Annotated in this window: 14 protein-coding genes; 7 read left to right on the forward strand and 7 right to left on the reverse strand. The window is 55.9% G+C overall.

Annotated features, from left to right (window positions below):
- Positions 1–183 precede the first annotated feature (183 nt).
- The 7 genes from DU506_RS00755 to DU506_RS00780 all read left to right on the forward strand — a co-directional run bounded on the left by DU506_RS00755 (position 184) and on the right by DU506_RS00780 (position 8,793).
- Positions 184–1,557 (forward strand): hypothetical protein, encoded by a 1,374-nt coding sequence (locus DU506_RS00755; protein ID WP_114485044.1) that lies wholly within the window; start codon positions 184–186, stop codon positions 1,555–1,557.
- Positions 1,558–1,629: 72 nt separating this feature from the next.
- Positions 1,630–1,965: a hypothetical protein gene (locus DU506_RS21415; RefSeq protein ID WP_147273704.1), complete on the forward strand. Its 336-nt coding sequence runs from the start codon at positions 1,630–1,632 to the stop codon at positions 1,963–1,965.
- A gap of 121 nt (positions 1,966–2,086) precedes the next feature.
- Positions 2,087–3,700 carry a hypothetical protein gene (locus tag DU506_RS00760; protein ID WP_114485045.1) on the forward strand — a complete coding sequence of 538 codons (1,614 nt, stop codon included), beginning with the start codon at positions 2,087–2,089 and terminating at the stop codon, positions 3,698–3,700.
- Between the two features lie 141 nt (positions 3,701–3,841).
- The gene (locus DU506_RS00765; RefSeq protein WP_114485046.1) at positions 3,842–4,459 is read left to right on the forward strand and encodes a hypothetical protein; all 618 of its coding nucleotides are present in this window, start codon (positions 3,842–3,844) and stop codon (positions 4,457–4,459) included.
- 5 nt (positions 4,460–4,464) lie between these two features.
- Positions 4,465–6,963, forward strand: a complete 2,499-nt coding sequence (locus tag DU506_RS00770) for a hypothetical protein (protein ID WP_147273705.1) — start codon at positions 4,465–4,467, stop codon at positions 6,961–6,963.
- 5 nt (positions 6,964–6,968) lie between these two features.
- Positions 6,969–7,925: a hypothetical protein gene (locus tag DU506_RS00775; RefSeq protein WP_147273706.1), complete on the forward strand. Its 957-nt coding sequence runs from the start codon at positions 6,969–6,971 to the stop codon at positions 7,923–7,925.
- A 13-nt stretch (positions 7,926–7,938) separates the two neighbouring features.
- Complete coding sequence (locus DU506_RS00780) at positions 7,939–8,793, forward strand: sigma-70 family RNA polymerase sigma factor (protein ID WP_147273707.1); 855 nt, start codon at positions 7,939–7,941, stop codon at positions 8,791–8,793.
- 45 nt (positions 8,794–8,838) lie between these two features.
- Here DU506_RS00780 and DU506_RS00785 read toward each other — a convergent pair whose 3' ends face one another.
- From DU506_RS00785 to DU506_RS00815, 7 genes are all read right to left on the reverse strand, one after another.
- Entirely contained in the window at positions 8,839–9,300 is a 462-nt protein-coding gene (locus tag DU506_RS00785; RefSeq protein WP_114485050.1) for an RDD family protein, read from the reverse strand.
- A gap of 127 nt (positions 9,301–9,427) precedes the next feature.
- Positions 9,428–9,910, reverse strand: a complete 483-nt coding sequence (locus DU506_RS21535) for a hypothetical protein (protein ID WP_181870648.1) — start codon at positions 9,908–9,910, stop codon at positions 9,428–9,430.
- Between the two features lie 10 nt (positions 9,911–9,920).
- Positions 9,921–10,280, reverse strand: coding sequence for a hypothetical protein (locus tag DU506_RS00795; RefSeq protein ID WP_114485051.1), 360 nt, complete (start codon positions 10,278–10,280; stop codon positions 9,921–9,923).
- Positions 10,281–10,293: 13 nt separating this feature from the next.
- The gene (locus DU506_RS00800) at positions 10,294–10,605 is read right to left on the reverse strand and encodes a hypothetical protein (protein ID WP_114485052.1); all 312 of its coding nucleotides are present in this window, start codon (positions 10,603–10,605) and stop codon (positions 10,294–10,296) included.
- 72 nt (positions 10,606–10,677) lie between these two features.
- Positions 10,678–12,039 carry a zincin-like metallopeptidase domain-containing protein gene (locus DU506_RS00805; protein WP_114485053.1) on the reverse strand — a complete coding sequence of 454 codons (1,362 nt, stop codon included), beginning with the start codon at positions 12,037–12,039 and terminating at the stop codon, positions 10,678–10,680.
- A gap of 55 nt (positions 12,040–12,094) precedes the next feature.
- Complete coding sequence (locus tag DU506_RS00810) at positions 12,095–16,792, reverse strand: LPD1 domain-containing protein (RefSeq protein ID WP_114485054.1); 4,698 nt, start codon at positions 16,790–16,792, stop codon at positions 12,095–12,097.
- 106 nt (positions 16,793–16,898) lie between these two features.
- Positions 16,899–18,110 (reverse strand): hypothetical protein, encoded by a 1,212-nt coding sequence (locus tag DU506_RS00815; RefSeq protein ID WP_114485055.1) that lies wholly within the window; start codon positions 18,108–18,110, stop codon positions 16,899–16,901.
- Positions 18,111–18,119: the final 9 nt, after the last annotated feature.

The following is an 18,119-nucleotide window of genomic DNA, read 5'->3' on the forward strand; positions in this document are numbered from 1 at the left end:
TATCTATATAGGGGCCAAGGTATGTAGCCGGGCGAAAAACTCTTCAACGACTGCCTCCCATGTTGCTAGTTGATGCACCGCAAGTGCCATAACGCTATTTTCACCCAATTATGAAGCAAGACCCCTATATAGTGGACATAGCGATGTATAAACCAGTGCGTTGGTCAGAGAAGGAGAAAAGCGATGGCTACCTCAGAGGCAAACCGGGACGAGGATCAAGGGAGTGCGGTTCAATATCCTATGAGTACGCAAAGTGCCAATGATAGGCCTGGCCCGGAAAGCACTCAGGGCGGTGGCGCGCATGAAACGCAGGAGCAGGAACGTGAACGAGAGGAGCATAATCGTCGTGAGCGTGAAGAGGCTGCTCAATCTCAGGAAAGAGAGGATGAGGCGGCGCGTGCCAAACGAGCCCAGGACCGAGAAAGTGCTCAGGCAAATGCCAGCCAGTCGGCGGGACCATCCGCCCAGCGCCAGGGTGAACCAGCCGCCCCACAAGGGCCTGGCGGCCCCGGCTTTGTTGCGCGTGTGAAGCGGGGCGCGCGGGCGCTAAGGCCCGGTGTCAACGGGCTCAAGTACCTTGCGATGTTTGTCATTGACGCCATTGCGACTGCCTTGCGCCGCTTATTTGGGAAAATCACCAATCAGGACCTCGAGCAACAGCGAAAGGAAGCGCAGAGCACTAACGCCCAGCTGGCCAGCGATAATAAAGCCCTTCATAACGAACAGTCTGACCTTGAGCGCGACCTTCAGCGCAAAAAGGATGACTTCATGGAAGCTAAAGAGAAGTCTCGGCATGCAGAGATTCTTGGGGCAGCAGAAAGCATCAAAAAAGCAGCGGAAGCTTCCGCTGCGCAAGCCAAGCCAGGCATAGGATTCACGCCAAGCAGTGAAACGGAATTAATGCAACGCAATGACTATGCAGATGTTGAGTGGAAAGATCTCGCATGGAAGAGCAAGTTGGAGGGCTATTTGAATGGACAAGTCCCTGCCAAGGAGTTGTTTTCACATCGGCAGCTGGACGCCATTCTGGACAAAAACACTATCACCGAGAATGGTGACTTTCAGTATAGCGGCCTGACGCGGGAGTCGGCCGAGTATGCAAAAGAACGAGCCCTTGAGCTTGCAGAAAGGCTGACCTCAGGCAAGCCGATTGCCTCGCAGGACATGTCGGATGCATTGACCTGCATCGCCTACCTTCGCTTAGCCAATGAGCATAGAAAGGGTAGGGGGTACAACATGATACCGAAAGAAGACGCTCGGAAAGGCGTAGAGCAACACGCCATGCAGTATTGCGCGTTTTTGCGGGACTCGGACCTCATGCCTGACGGCTGGCCAGAAGATTTCTCCTGCGAACTGGAAGAGGTGGTTGTCGAGATGCTTCGAGAGCAGCAAGCTCCGGCAAATGGACAGACTTCCCCCATCCGGGCGGGGATCTCCCTGGGATCGACGGCGCACACCGACAAGAAGCCGAACGCAGAGACGCGTGCGTTGCCTCCTGGAGAAAATCCCAAGCCGGGCCCCAATCGCCCGTATCCTGGTTTGCCAGGCCCTACGTAAAGTGGCATTTGTTCGAATCAGAGCGATGAGTTGTGGTAGATATGGTTTAAAAGCTCTTAAAGGAATATCGCCATGTCCCACTTAAAACCGCCGGCATCGGTATTTGCTGCATCAAAAGATCGGCCAGGGCTGTTTGCGGGTAAAGACCAGGATCGCCATTACCAGCCACTGTACTGGTGGTCCATGAACCGGACGGAAGTGATGCGTGCCGCCTTGATGGTGCCGTATAAGTTATTACCAACGTATTTGATCGACAGGGATCAATTGCCTCTGGGCGGGATACGCCGGGTGTTTACAGCTGAAAGCGCAGATCATCGGCGTCTTTCAAGAGCGGCGGCGTATGATTCGCGCTTGATCGGCGCGACAAGTTCCTTGTCCCGCCCGAGAACTCGGTTGCGCCTATCGTGAGAGTGGGTCGTGTGGAGGATTTCGAACCAGAGCCCAGTCTCTGGTTTTTTTTCGCCCGTTTTTAATCCGAGACCCCTATGTATGGGGGTAAGAACACAACGGATTTCAAGAGGGTGCGTAAATGGCGTTTATTCCGGAAGGTATGTCCAATCAAGACCTTGAACTCCATCATGACCATCGCCGGCTGATCACCGGTACCGGGGCTGCGGTCCTGATGGGCCATGGCTATCGCAATGACGGCGATCTTTCGCACATGGATGGCATTGTACGTCTCTATGCCAAGATGCGCGGCGAAGCTATAACCAGGGTGAAGTCCAATAAGGCGATGCAGACAGGCATCGAGCTTGAGCCTGTGGCCTTCAAGCACCTAAAGCAGCAGCTTGCGGCCGGGGAAATTGATGGACTCGACGAGGTGACCCTTGTCGATGAGATGGCAGGGCTTCGCCTTGATGGTACCGATGGGAAAGGACTTGGATTCGGCGCCAACATTGATGCGCCAGTGGTGCGCAAAAGCGGCGAAATTGAAGATCCGGCCTCTGGAAAAATGATCCCCATGCAGGATTACATCGATAAATGGGCGCGCTTCGAAAGAGAGCGAAAGCGCACCATGGAATCGAATTTAGATCGTGTGATGGTAGGCGATCCGCTGTTGAGCGTGCCTGAAAATCCCATGAAAGAGCCACCATTTGTCGGTGTTTTTGATATCAAGGCTACGATGGTTTATGACATCAGGCTTGAAGTAGAGACCCAGGGTCCCATGCCTGGCTGGGTTGTGCAGATTCACCATTACAATGCAGCCCTGAGAGCGAAAAACGAAGCCAACGGCTATCCTCCCGAAGATTATCCAGACGTGTTGGGGATATCGCATATCTATTCGGGCGATATGCAGACGCGGTTTTATCCGGTGCCTTATGACCCTGCTCTTGAAGCAGAAATGAATCGTCGTGCAGAGCTCTTTCTGGATTGTGTGGAGAGGGGTGTCTCACCAGACAGTCCTGCAGTAAAAGATCATTTCAGTGTCTACCCGGTTAATCGTGGCATGCCCGGCGCCAAGCTTGCGTCAGAACCACTTGAGAAAAAGCTTGAGGCCGGTTTCACGCAACTGGATTACTGTGGCGAGATGGTCGCGAAGTGGACCGATAAAAAGCGCGCAACGGAAGCAAAAATCTGTGATCTCTATAAAGAGGAAGTGGAGAGAGAGGGCCAGTCGCTTTTTGCCAACGGTCGGGAGATGGTGCTTAGTTCTTCGAGTCGCCGAACGACTTCTCTCAACAAGGAGGCGCTGAATGCGGTTATCGATGCGTCCTCCGATGCGCGCTGTGCCATTGACGAGGCGCTTTTGGCGTTGGATAACCAGGAAACGGACAAAGCTCGGGAGGCTCTGCTGGCGGCGCGAGCGGAGCGGCTCCCCGAAGAGAACGTGCGTGATGTCAGTGCCTATGAAGTGACAATCAAGAAAGATACCAAACCCTCTTTTTCGATCAAGGCCACTAAAAAGGCCGAAAAACAGCATGGGATGTTGCTGAAAGCAAACCGAGTGGCGCCAGATGCTACGGTAGCAAAGGAATCAAGCGCCAAGGAAATTTCAGTGGAAGATGAGCCATTAACGGTTCCCGCGTCCCTGGTATCCGGTCCTGCTTTGCCGGCCAATAACGATGAAGCACCAGCTGTCCCAGCGAAACCGGCTACGAGCAAGCCTGCCTTGGCACAGTCGATACCCAGACCCTTCGGTTAAGCCCATCTGGTCCAAACGGTCACCCCAGGCTTAAACCTGGGGTTTTTTGTGCTTCGCCTTTGGGTTCCAGGGAGTGCTGAAAACGCACGACTCCCAAAAATGGTATGATGGTGACAACAACGGAACATTGAGATAACCCCCATGCCGCTAGCTCTTGTTTTGGCCGAACCGCCTGCAGTTCAGGCAATGCCCGTCCCCGAGACCTATCAGGAGGCGAGAGAGGCACTGTACCAGGTAGGCCGTATATTGCTGGATACCCTTGAGGCTCAACCGCCCCAGGGGTCCAACGCCCAAGTTGTCACTGCCGAGATGATCAATGGCGTGGGCGAAGGGTTCTTTCGCCTAACCCCCTATACCGCGGAACGAGCGGGGGAGCCTGAGCCTGGTGACATCCAGTTTTCCCTGGATTTAGGCGGAGAACTACAGCTCGCATTTGGAGAGCAGCCCTATGCAGCAACTAGCGAAGTTTGCGCAGGCATCGATGCTTGGCGCAGGGCGGGTTACTGGTGGCTGACGAAGGAGCGTATAACCCCGTCCACGTCGACAGAAATGATGATAGATACCTTCCTGGCTTCCCAGGAAGGCAGTGGTTTCACGCTGGAAAATGTCCCCGTCAAGGATGCCATTAAAGAGGTGATCCCCTTGATTGTCAGCGAGATGTTCGACATGGAGGGCGGGGGTGAGTTGTTTAATTCCGTAAGAATTGGCTGGCGCGGTGCGGACTCATGCTTTGAATACGGCATCAATCAAAGGAGATGACGCTGATGCGTGCAACGCTACGGGATGCATCGGGACGCATGCTCCGACCGGCAAAAATACTGCTGGTCCTTATGTTTTTAACTCTTTTCTCTGCCATGGCGAACGGCGAAGACCCCCCGGTTAATGGCGCCAGCACCGCCAGCACCCAGATAGGGTGGTCCACCGCTTTAGAGGGGGCCGATAAAGCCAAGCTGGCATTTGGCGGAGATGCCTCCTGGGGCAGCGCCAGAGCCTCGTTGCAGGCCGCTAAAACCAGCTTGCCTGACATTCAGGCCATCGCGGCAAGCTCCAGTGGTAGCTTGTCAGCCATGTTGGGCCTAACCCCAGAGTTTCAGCTGGGTGGTATCGGTGGCTATTTCCTCAACGTAATCTTTGGTAGTGATCTTCTGGCTCGCGTGGTCGGGGGTGATTCTCAAGAAGGGCCATCAAATCACTTGATGGGCGCGATCATTAAATTTGCGACTTACCTGGGGATGGCTGTCGCGATCGCATTCGGCGTCGTGCACGCGATAACGATGTTCTTCTCCTACTTAGAGTACGGAGACATTCTAGGGGAAGCTCGAGAGCGCATGATCGGTGCCTTTCGTGCCGTTATCACGCTGATGCTGATTTCGCCAATGACCACTGATGGGCTGGCGCCAGCGCAATACGCCGCCATGTGGGCGGCGGCCGGTTCCAATGGCATGGGCAACAAGCTGGCGTTCGTCGTGGCTGGTAAAGGCTTTGGTGATCCCCAGGAAGGCGGCAGTGTTTTCTCGCTCGATAGCTCAGCTTCATTCGATCCGCGTGAGAACGCCTCGGCGTTCAGTGAGATGGTGGGGGCCGAATCATGCCGCCGCCAGATGGGCGCAATGGGGCGAAGTGCTGCGAGCGTCAGGAGTGTGTGTGGTCGTATCACCATTTCCTCGGTCGACATCGAAAATGCTACAACGGTTGATATCAACATAGGGGAGCTTAGCGATTCGCAGATCGAGGCATCCTGCGATGACATGGATGATACTGCGCTGAAAAATACCTGTATCTCAGTTCGTCAGCAACAGCGCGCTTCGCAAGCGTCTATTTCAGATCTGTATGAGACATACGGCAACGACCTTAGCTCCGATGCGGCGCGGGCGGATATGGAGGCGTTGGCTAACGTCTACGTGGAATCTATTGGGACTAGAGTAGAGGACATTAATGCGAGTGTTTGCAGCGAGACAAATGCCTGTCAGAACTCGGCGGTCGATTCCCTAACAGAGAGAATGCATGAAGCTGCCGTGGCGTCAGGTGTCGATCCTGCCGACGCCACCTTTGAAATCGATAACGTGGTAGCGACAACCGCGATCGGCCAGGAGTTTCAGGGCATGATCGTTCAGCTGGGTTGGCCGGGCCTTGCCACGATTTATTCTAGCCTGGGCGACCGGGTTGACGCAGTAGGCCGGATTCAATCTAACGGTACGGATAGTAGCGGTTGGCAAGTCAGGGACAGCATACGCCAGGCCAATAGCACCTTGGTACGAGTGAACAGCCAAATCCAATCGGACCGTGTTCAGGCATTGGTGGCCGCTGAAGCCGCTGGAGATGCATATGTCAGGCGTGGTGTTGGTGAAACCCTCGGTGATTTAATTGGGTATTGGTTTGGTGAAGGGGCGGTAGTCGCTAATGAAGCAGCCCAGACATTTTTTATCTGGCTTTTAGATCCCTTGTTCACTCAGCCGGGCCCGGCAGCAACGTATGAGCTAGGTGCCAACGTGCTCGGTACGTTGATGGCAGCGGCTGCCATTCACGACTTTCTGACCTTGATCCCGGGAGGGGAAGTTGCGACCTCGGCGGTGACCACTCTGGTCGAGACCGTTTCCAGCAAACTAGGCAGTGGAACGGAGGGCATTCCTTTTGGGGAAGGGTCGTTAATCCTGTATGCACTGATGGCGGGCTTTGGCTTGCTGCTCATATTCGTGATGATGATCTCGCTGTTTCTGGTCATGGTACTGCCCAAACTGCCCATCCTTATTGTCGCCATGCTTATGGCGGAATGGGCGATATGGTCGGCCATTATTGTGTTCGGTTCGACCATCTGGGTGGCGGTAAATCTCTCGAACCTGACCAATACGCCGCATCTTGCCACCATGGCGTTCCTGCGTGGGATTGGCGTCCTGATGTATCTGTTCCTCTACCCGATGCTGGTGGTGGTTGCCATTGTGATCAGCGTGATCATTTACAACCTCCTGGTACCCACCCTGGCGATGATGCTTATGGGTTCGTTTAATGCCGGGTTCGTGGACTCGATACTCGGCATCTTTGCGCTGCCTTTCGTCATTTTGTTTGCCGTGGCGCTAGCTGCCTTTCTCTCCATTACAGCGATCGCTCGTATCCCAGACATGATCAACGGGATGCTGGGCATCCAGTCGCCTGGGCAGTCCATTTCCGGCTCCATGATGTCCTACATGGGTGGCCCTCAGAACTATAACAATGCCGCCGATCCGCGCTCTGCCTTCACCAATGCGATGGCGGCCGGAGGCAAGTGACGCGAATGAGCTTACACATAAACCAAAGCAGTGAGACAGAGTACAAAACCATGGCCGGCACTCACATGCAGAAGCAACAGGTCACCGAAGACTGTCTCAGGCCAAGTATTTTCGGAACCTACCCGGAAGCGTTCAATTTCGGGACAACCACACCGATATGGCTGGGTTGTCCGGCGAGCGTGTCCGTTCAGGCATCTGCTCAGGACATGAGTTGCCAGGTGGTGATTGAGCAAGGTGCCGCGTCCCATGGATTTTATATTTCGTCGCAGGCGGTGTCTGAAGTCAGCCTGTCGCGATTTTTGAGTTACTGGATGCGCGATGCCTTTCACAAGCTTCCGCTTGTCTCGCCTCAGGCAGCCTATGCGCTCGTGACATCGCTTGCCGCAGAGGGACATTGCTGTATTTGGGAAAATGCCTTGCTCAGTCAGCGTGAATGGAAGCGCGTGCTCAACAGGGCTCGACTGGAGACCTGCGAAAGAGACGTAAGCCTGAGCATTATCAAATCGCTCATACTGGAAGCGGATCTAATGGCCATGCTGAAAAGCGGCCGATCGGTGGATCATCTTTTTCAAGGATTACAGGAGGCCTTGGGAGCGTCTCTTGGCCCTGGCATCGCCGATTCGATACACCGCATGGCGACATGTATTCAGGGAGGCAAAGGTGTAGCGCTTTTGTCAGATCGCTCGCGGGGCCGTGAGGCGTTCGAAAAAGTCGAAGATGCACTGGAAGGTTACGACTGGCTGGTGGTGTGTGGCGACAGGATGCTCGAGCGTCACGCCGCCCATGTGGCATCCAAGCGCAACATGCCGGTCATCAGCATGCTTTCGAAAAATGAGCTGCGTAACAACCTTCTGAAGTATGCCAGCGACGTGCAAGTAGTCGGCAGGAAAGAACAGCTGGGCGTGTACCGCACGCAAGTCGTAGAGGCATCCACAAGAAAACAAGGAGGTGTGAGTGGCTAAGTTTTCGGGAACGATGGCCGATGCCATTCTCGCGGCTCAGACGGGTGACAGGGATGCCATGGAACACTGCATCGTCACGATTCAGGATCCCCTGGAAAAGCTGGTGCGAACCTACACGAACTTCTCTGATCGCCACGCCCAGCCAATCGAAAGACAGGATTTATATAACGATGCCCTGTTGAGCATCATGGAAGGGATTGGGAAGTTTCGTCCGGACCCGGCCCTGCCGGATGCCATGGTCAGAAACCAGTTTATTCGCTACTACCTGGATCATGTCCGCCCCGTGGTGAGGCGATCATGCCAAGAGGCTTCCCAACCAATCTCCATGCCTGACTGGGCGATAAAATTCGCGCCAAAAATCAAGCGGGCCATTAGCAAGATCAGTAACCGCACCGAGGGCGAATTCAATTATGCCTCCCTCGACCCAGAGGAAGTGGCGGCCTTGTCAGGGGCGCCCTTGTCTCGAGTGAAGCTCTTTCTCGCCAAAGGGCTTGGTCGGGCTCCCACGATGATGTTCCAGGACTGGGGGTCCCTTGTCGAGTCGAGCATGAGTCGAGATGGTATTGCTCTGGATGCGGATTCCCCGGATTCCATCGGCGACAGTCAGGATTTAACGGTGATCGAAAAAGCATTACTCAGTGATGAGACAAAGGAGATTGTCGCAAAGGCCTGGCGCTTGATGACGCCAATGCAAAAGCAGGTGTTATCAATGCGCTATGGTTTTGGCGTCGAACCCCTTGGGCGCATGGCGACAGCCAAGACGCTCGGTGTCACCGAATACACGGTACGCCAGGCCGAAGAACATGGGTTGGAGCTGATCCGCGAAGTGATAGAGATGCCGTCTCGCAATCGCTATGAAACGGCCTGACGCAGGTGTTGGATCCTCACGCGCTAGCGCGTGAGGCAGGAAGTGTCACTCGGTGAAGGTCACAGGCTTGGGCTTCCGATTTTTTTGCCGGACAACGACGGTGCCCGCAAGCTTATCGTGCCAGCCTTGCTTTCGGTCATCGAAGACGACCCATAAGAAACCGAGCCCGAGCGGCAACATTGACAGATAGTAGGCAAAGTATCGCCCGACCAGTTGCCCCGTACTTGCCGGGTTCCCACTTTTCGCATCAACAATTTTTGCGGCAACGGCCATTTTTCCAGGGGTTGCCTGCTTTACCACCCAGAACAAGATTGCCGCGACGGCCGGAAATATCCAGGACAACAACAGATCCATCGGCCCTTGGACGAAGCTATCGCTGAGCCAGTACGAGTCGCCATAGAATACGGTCAGTAGCGGCCATATTATGACCCCCAGCAAAATGGTGTCGATCACAGCGGCACCGGTTCGTGGCCAAAACCCCACATATTCCAATTCATCTGATTGCACTGTTATCTCCTATATCCACGGCGCCTCGGTGCTTAGGGCGAAGTGCGGTCACCCGCCGCCTTCGAACAACTATATGCATCGTCGTATCCGAGAAAAGCGGGCGGTCCTTTGTACATGGGTGAGCCAATTACATGCCCGGGCCTTTGAAGCCTGGGAGTGTTGGCTTTGAAGGCCCAGCTTCTTGCTTTTTTTCCTTGGCATTCTTCAGGCCGGAAAGGATCGCATTGAGCGACAGCGCCTCTTCCATGGTCTGGTTGCTGGCATTCTCAGGATCCATGCTTTGTTCAGCGCGATCTGGCTGAAAGCCCCCTTTTTCCGCTTTTGAACCAGGCTTGGACATCATGTTGCCAAGTTTCTCCTGGGCACCGGACGTCATTTTCCCCGTGGTGTTCACGGCCTGATTGGCGAGTTTGAGCTTTTGCATGATTGGCATGGCTTTCGATGCGACACCCGCGGCTCCAGAGGCGCCAGCAGCACCTCCGGCGGCTGTGGCACCACCGGCAGCGGCGGCCCCACCGGCAGCGGCAGCTCCACCAGCGGCGGCGGCCCCACCAGCGGCGCCTGCGCTACTAACGGCGGCTGCGCCAGCGATAACGATTGGAACTGGCATAGAATTCACCTCACTTGGTGTAGATATCCACGAAATCTTGGATCTGAATGATGAGTGACTGGGCAATGCTGTAAACCAGGTAGGCCCCATTATCGGGATCAAGCACCTGCCCGGGAAAGCGGGTCTTGATCGAGCGCAGCTCCCGCAGCGTTGCGCGCGAGGCGCCGCCTTGCTTCAACAGCTCTACATAGGTCTGGTTGGCGAGTTCCAGTGCTTCATCATTTTTCCCCAGTCGATGGCGATAGTTTCCCGGCCTATGCATTAGTAGCCGCTCCAGGGCTTCGTTAAGGCCATCCTCGAGAGTGTTGATAATGTCGAGCTCTTTATCCCAGATTTCCATGATGCTCTGGGCGTTGCGTAGTGACGCCATGGGCATTCCTTGATCAGTGATCGATTTGTGCAAGACGAATGATTTCCTTCTCGGCCACGCCTTGATCGAGCAGCACCGCCACGGGGTCATCGTGTTGCTTGAGGTGAAGGGAGATCCGCCCGGACCCAAGCCAAGCATTGTCCAGCGGCGCCTTCCCATCAAAGCCGTGGGCACGCTGTTCACCCCCAAACAGGTCTTCGATACGTACATGATCCTGTGAAATCTCAGCCACAGGCAGATTCAGGGTATCCATATCGTCTTCCTGCCAGTCGGCATAGAGCGGGATGCCCAGCTGATGCAGTTTTATGGCGTGATGTAAGAGCATGACGTAATCCTTGTTCGCTTTAGCCCAAATCTTCGGTGTTACTTCTTAGCTGATGCCCCTTCAATTATACCGTCAAGGCGTCGGCGCAGGGGGTGTTGAAACGACCCTGACATTGGACCAGCCACGACCGCTGCGCGTAGTGTCCATGGCGTTGTTTCGCGGCTGGCGAGGCTTGGGCATATCTAGCTCCTCCATCGGAGCCTGCGTGACACCGACAAGGGCGGGAGGCAGGGTCTGAGTATCGATAGTGGCGACTTCAGCGGCAACTGCCTGGTTTTCAGCCTCGCGGCTTGTGTCGGCAGTAGCCGGGAGCTGCAGCGAGTCGAAATAGGCTTGGGTCTTCTCAGGCCAGGTGGTCTTCTTCGGGAACCAGGCAATCTCAGGTTCCTCGCCCACCATAAAGCTCTGCAGGGCCGTCACCACTGGCGCAATGTCGTTGATGGCGCTACGTATGGCATCGGCACGGCCATTGGGGGCATCCTTGTCGGCGGCTCGGGTTCCCCAGCCATCCAGGTAGGCGGCATGGTCACGCAGGCTATAATCCAGGTTGAGCATGCGCCCGGCGACGCTGGCGAAAAACTCGGCACGCACTTCCTCGGCGGCATAGCCTTCATGAAAAAGCTTGTTCGCCTCTTCTGCGGTCTCGGCCTCAAGGTAGCCGAAGCGATCCTGACGCGACGGCACACCGGTCCAGTGATAGAACTCGTGCAGGCAGTCAGCGGCCCATTTGTCGGGGGAAGCGTGATCCTGGCTCAGCGGCATGCTGATGACCCCGCCATCCGAGCGCTGCTTGCTTGGGATGAAGGCAGGGGAGCCGCCAGGCTCGATCGTCGCCCCGGCGGCGGCGACGAAATGCGACACCAGCTCGTGCGAGGTGATTTCAGGATGATCTTCCAGCGGTGGTGGCTCGAAACCCGCAATGTCATTGATGTGGAAGGCAGCGAAGGGCTTGAAGCCCACCGGCCTGCCCCGGTTTTCCTCTTCTTCCTGGTCGTCGGGCTGGCTGAGGTCGACGCGACGGGCTTTGGACGATGCCTGCTTATGGTCGCCATCGGCTTGAGCGGAGGCTTCATCCTCCTGAGGCTTCCTGCCGATATTCACGGGGCGCATCAAGCGCGTGGCAGCGCTTCCCTTGACTGGGAACAGCTTCTCACCAGCATGTTCACGCGCCTTGGCGAGCGTGCAGAAACGCCCATCTCGCGTTCCCTTGCGCGCCATGGCAACCATGGCAAGAATGGCGTTGAGGCCACGATAAGGCCGCTGCGTGATGGCGTTTCGCGGACGCGAAAGCGCCGGGTTCTTAACCACACCGGAAAAGTCTGCGGCCGTGACTCCTTCGTTCTCCAACAGGTTAAGGATGTCATCGCCAACTTTCTCGATGACCTCCTTTGTGGTGGGCGCTGGTGGACGTGCCTTGCGCTTGCTCTCTGCCATGATCGCCTCCGGAATGCCTGGTTTGTCCCTGCTGTCATTGATATAGGGGTCAAACTCAGAAACCGAGCGAAGTCTGTGTGGGTAGTGGCTTGACCTTATTGGCCGATGTATCGTTTTCCGGCGTCGGCACTGTCTGTTCCTTCATGTCCTGGTTGGTCTCAGGATCGCCAGGCAGGCTGGATTGAAGCGCCAGCGGCAGGTCGGTTTGATCCTCAGGCTCCTGTGGTTCCTCCGCAGGCGAGGGCGCGTCAACGGCTGCTGTCGGCCGTTCCGGCTGATGATCGGCATCTAGCTCCACGGTCGGCGTTGCCTCCCTTGATATATCGGTGTCATGAGACGCCAAGGGCTCAACCTGACCGTGGTTTAGGTGAGCCTCTTCTGGCTCAGGCGTGGCGTCGATTGCTGCAACGGTTGCATCATTTGTCTGGCTTTCGGCTTTTGCCTCGGCTTCGGCCGCCTTTCTGGCCATAACCCGCTCGTGAAGCGCCACAGACTCGGGGTAGAGCATGTCCAGTGCCGGTTTGAGCGCTTTTACCAGGGGAGCGTAGACCTCAGGAAGTTGTTCCCGCTGAGCGCCGCTTGGGTAGTTGTGGCTATAGTCCGTGGGCGTTCGGAGGTAAATATCTGACTCGTAGTGGCTAAACCCGCCGTCCCGCTGGAGGGTAAGTTTCGCAAGCTTCGTATCGATGGCATCCAAAGCACGTTGCTGGCGGTCTTTTTCCACCACGCTGACCAGGTAAGTCGGCCCCTTGCCGAGTTTGTCGTAGCCATAGGTTTCAAACGAACGAGCAAATAACTCGACCGGCTCTGCCCAATATTTGGGCGAGCCTTTCCTCATGTACCCGTTCAGACCCAGGTCCCGTCCATCACGGACGGCCGAAGATCGCGCCATGCGGGATACCTGGTATTGCGGGAAGTCCTTCACGCAATCCTTGCGGTAATCGCGCCTTATAAGCGCCAGCGTATTCGCCTCGCCCCCCCTCATTTCAGACCGGTGCATGCGGCTAGAGCCGGTCTGCAGCACCCGGGTCCACCACTGATCCGGGGTTTCGTGTTGAACCACGTCGTGGGGGCGGCTGAAATTCGTATGGACGGCTTCGAATTTATTTGAAAGCAGCATCTCCTTGGCCCGTTCTGGCGTCCAATCGATAGTCACTCCAAGGGCATCCTCCAGAAGGTGCAGGCGCTCATTGGCCTCCATGTAAGCGAACTGGTTTCCGTATGTCTGGCAAACGTCGGCAAGTTTTCGCAGGCCGTCCTGGTAGGGCCGTGCCAGCACGCGTTGCATCCGTTCATCTTGGGATGGGTAGTAGGGGTGATCTCGACCTGGGTAAAGCGACATTTCCGTGAGGTGATCAATGATCCAGTTGGTAGCCCTGCCTTGTTTGTAAATCTCCATAGCGGGGACTAATTGGGTGGAATCGAAGTCTCTTGCCCGTCGCAACAGGCTTTGGAATTTGCTTTCAAATTTGCTGCGCAGTTCACGCTGGAAACGCTCGCGCTCAAGCTCGGACAACCTGTCTCCCGGAGTGTCGGTGAGGGCCTGGTAGGGCGCCAGGTAACCATCCATGGTAGCCGCCTGCTCGGCTATCGACTGGTCGTCGGTAATGTGGCGAAAGTTGGTCAGCCAGTCGCGGCAGTCGGCCAGCTGTTCGATTAAGCCGGCGTATTGCAGGGCGGGAGTGGCTTCAGCCAGGCATGGCTGGACTTTTTCACGCAGCAAGTCGGTTCGCGCAAGAAGGGCGGCCAACGCCCAGGTGCTGGAAATGTACGGGACCTTCTCACCCAGCGAGTCGCCGTCAATGATTTTTTGGCGCAGGGCTTCGAGGGTATCGGGATCGCGTAGAGCGGCAGCGGCCTTGTCGGAGGGAATGCTCGGGTGAATGCGATCGGTCAGTGATTCCTCGATCCCCAGGGACTCAATCAGGGCATGCTCATGGTAAAAGCCGTTGTCGAGCAGATACGCCAGCCGGTGATTGATGTCCTGATTGAGACGGTGAAGTAGCCGTGGGTGAAGCGTCAGGCGGTTCTCGTTGATCTGAACGTCCTGAGAGGTGAGCGCTCGATGCAGCCCCAGGGTTGCTTCGGCTAAGTCGGCAGATTTATTAGTGGTGGTGGTGGCGCACCTTAGTTCGACAAATAGGTTTGCTGAAGCAGTGCCCGTTCCCATAAGCACGATTGGACTCGGACGTACCGCCACGGTGGATTCCATATCATGCGGGGTCGGGTTCTCAAGCTCCCATTTCTTGGATTGCTCCGCATCGTTGGCCAGGCGATCGTGATAGCCAATGCTCCAGAGTATGGTATCGACTATCTCGTGATCTTCTGTGGGCACGTTTCGCAGGTATTCGGCGACCTGCATGGAGCGCCACCCAAATTGAAAGGATTTCGTCACCTTACCGTCATGATCTTTTAGGTGTTTTTCTCGTTCTTCCTCGAGAAGGCGCTGGCCGCTTTCGGATGGCCATACAGGCGCGTCTTTAGCCTTCAAAAGCAGTTTTGCCCGCCAGGTGATGGCCCGAACGGAGTCGGTGATAGGCTGGATAATCGCATTAACCGTCGTGGGGTGCGGGTCGCGGCGGGTGGCTTGAAAGATCCCTTTGGCAATCTCGGTCCCCAGCAGCTTCTGGATACGATTCAGGGCACTGGAGTTGGCGAACGTTAATGACGCGATGAATTCAAGTCCGTCATCATCTTGGTTGGACGCCGGCCAAAGATCCTCTTTGACGAGGATGGATAAAGCATCGTCTTTGGAGATCTCCTTGTCATCTGTGCCGTCACGCGACTGAATCAGTGCAATCAGAAGCTCTTCCAGATGGCGGATGTTTACTTGGGCGTCTCTCGCCAAAGACGAGGCGTGCTCACGCATCAAGTGGTCATCGGACACTTCTTCGGCATAGATTGAACGCATGACATCGCTGAAGCCCTTGATCAGATCAAGGTATTCGGGCGTGTTGTATTCGGGCTTGAGAAGCCTTGATGCAAATTGCGTGACCTCTTGATCGGTCGGCATCGCATGGCCGCGTTGAACATGCTTGTTGGTCGCCATGGTCCAAAACATGGCAAATGCCTCGGACAGGGTAATAACCCCGGTGCCGACTTTTCTGCCGGTGACGCGGGCAATGGACTTGTCGTCAAACTGGGATTTGACCTCATCCAGGTTACATATCCGAGAGGCGATCGAGAAATCCAGGGCGTGGCCTGATTCATGCAGAAAGCTGCCCGCGCCCTTGTCGCGAGTTGCGGCGAGGATGTGAGACCCCGGCTCGTAGTGGGCAGCCCCCTTGATGCCGCTTCCCCGGGCGCCGAACGCCAGCCCCAGCGATTTATGCGCATAGTTCTGGGCTTCAACAATCTCGCCGGTATTGAGTTCGTCAGGTAGGGGGTTACCAAGGGCAACCTGCGTTGGCAGAATATCCAGTATCTCGGCCTGGTCATGAACGGCCCTATAGACTTCGCCGGTAAGAAAGCGCCGCATCTTCTGCGGCACATAATTACCCAGTTGCAGGGCACGAAACCCCATGTCATCAATCAAGAAGCGAAAATCGGCAAGCGCAGCCTCTTCGGATTGATCTTCCTCGCCGTCGATGTCGATGTCATCGACCATGCTGGAGAGATCCAGGCGTTCGGGTCGGCGGGGCTGGGAATAGGGGTTTCCGTCTTCGTCCACCGGGGTACCCAAAGGAAGTTCGGCGGGTTCTTCGTTGTCCGGGTCGTCCCGGCCAACCTCGGCACTCTTGGGTTTCAGTCCCAGGGCGCCAGCGGCATACACGCCGCGATCGATTAGCGGTACTGGGGAATCGGGTTCGTCGTCGGCGTCGGGGAGGGCGTAGACGTCTTTCATGCCGGTGAATAGGCGCCGGCGACGTGATGAGTGGATTTTTCCATCATCGATTACTTCTTGAAAAGGCCTATTGGTCGTAAATCTCGATAAGCGTACCAAGTCATCTAAGTCGCTGAGTTTGTTGCGGACCATTTTTTTCTGGCTGCGCTGCTCCCAGGGCGTTTGGTTATTCAGCAAGTCTATGTGGTTTCTCTGGGCAGTCCTTAACGTGGTACTGGACGTTTCTTCCTTGAAGCGTTCGATAATGGAGGTGGCGGCGCTCAGTTTGGCGCGAGGTTCCCCTCCATAAATACGTTGCCGCCTAGCGAGAGGCATTGAGCCGTAGGGGGAATCTTCTTCAAAAAATAGCCGTTCGGCGACCACCGGGTCTTTCCCCAGGGTGTAAACGCCGCCATTGATCATGAACGACAGTACCAAGGAAAGGTGCATGTCGCGATAGGCTTCCTCGCTCATGCTGCCGTCATCGTTGCGGAAAAGGTCGGCGAACTGGCGTAATTCCTCGAGCTTGCGCGTCTCCCAATCAGCTGCGGCTTCGATGAGCTCGGTGTATTGAATGATCAGGCGAGGATCAGGGATAAATGGCCTGGCTGGCAGGGCGTCACGCACCGCCTTCAAAGTGGCTAGGAAAGGCAACGGCAGGTTTTCATCCATCAGCTCTTGGAAGCTGAGCTTCGGCAGCATGCGCGATTTTGAAGTGATCTTTTGCCACTCTTCCAAGGAGCGTTGTTGTTCCGGGGTCAGATCCTTGCTCGACTGTTCGGCTAGATCATATTCATCGATATCCAGACTGGTGCTGAGCATTTGCGAAATATGGGCATGCACGCCGTCGCCCAGCTTGACGGCATTGTCGAACATCAATTTCGGTGCGCCTGGAAGGATCATGCCTTCATCGCCGATACGCTTGGCCATGTACCAACTCCCTGAGTCTGTTTAGTCTTACTGAATTCAATAGGGGTCAGGCGCCACTTCCGGGCGAAAAAAGGCGGCTAGTAAAGCCGCCTTGGGTGGGGGTGGGTCAGTAAATGGAAAGGACCACTTCCTGATGGGGCCATTTCAGCTGGATGCTGTCGCCCTTGATAGACGTAAGGGTTCCCCCGTAGGCCAGGCTATCCCCAGGCGCTAAACGGTAGGTGCGCCCAGTATTCTGTCCCCTGAGCACAGCCTTGCCGTTTTCGATGGCAATGGCCTGATAAAGCCCCTCGACGTTCGGGCGTGCGCTCACCCGAGCCGTTTCACTTCGTTTTTGTTCGATCTTCTGCTGCTGTTCGGCAAGCGAGGCCACCTGCTCGCTGAGCGTATCAAGCTTGCTGTGCATATTCTCGAGCTGGGAGGCGTCAATGCTGGGTTCTTTCTGGGTCGCGGCCAAGGTTTCGATCTGAAGCGTTAGCTCACCCATGTAGCTGGCCATGTCTTGCATCTGGGCTTTCAGTTCGCCGAGTTGCTCATCCAGGAGCGCGAGAGTCAGGCTATGAACCGCATCATCGAGGTCGGCATCGTGCTCGCCCGGGTAAGCGTCGTCATTCGCGCCGGGCTCAACTGGATCACCTGACATGTGCTGGGAAAAGGTCTGATTTTCGATGGCAGTGGGTGACGGGATGTTGCTCCCGAAAGTGCTGTTCCCCTCGAAATTACGCTTGGAAGGATCCAGGCTGACATTTGTCTCTGTTACCGTCTGAGTGTCCGCACCCGCACCCGCACCCGCATCCGCATCCGCATCAGTGCCCGTATCCGGATCACCATTGGTATCCGGCTCATGTGACATCGCTGGCGCTTCCTCGGTGCTAGCCTCGGGAAGAAGGGGTGCGGTCGCCACCGATCCGTTATCGACGGCTACGGCGGGCGCCGGCGCGGGCGGCTGGGCTGCCGGTCGATCAAAGTTGCTGAGCTGACCAAAGCTATTTTCCGGAAGTGCTTCGTCGTCTGCGGCGGAGGTGTAAATGGCGTCTTCGCTGCCTTCGTAGGTTTCCGAGAGCTCAGAATCCCGTGTGCGTAGCTTATCCAGGCGGCCTGCCGTCACCGCTTCAAAATCATACGGGTTATCTAGCTCCTCGGGCGCTTCTTCATACTGAACGGTTGTGCTTATTGGCGGCGTGTTGACTGCGGCATTTTGCGTTGACGGTTGATTGGAGCTTGCGCCTTGCTGCGAGAGGAACACGAACATGCCGCCCACCGTCACCACGCTTGCAAGCCCGATTATTGCCATGGGCATCATGTTTTTCTTGGTCACGCGAAAACT

Origin of the sequence: Vreelandella rituensis, from assembly GCF_003336665.1 — a bacterium.
In the GTDB taxonomy this organism is placed as follows: domain Bacteria; phylum Pseudomonadota; class Gammaproteobacteria; order Pseudomonadales; family Halomonadaceae; genus Vreelandella; species Vreelandella rituensis.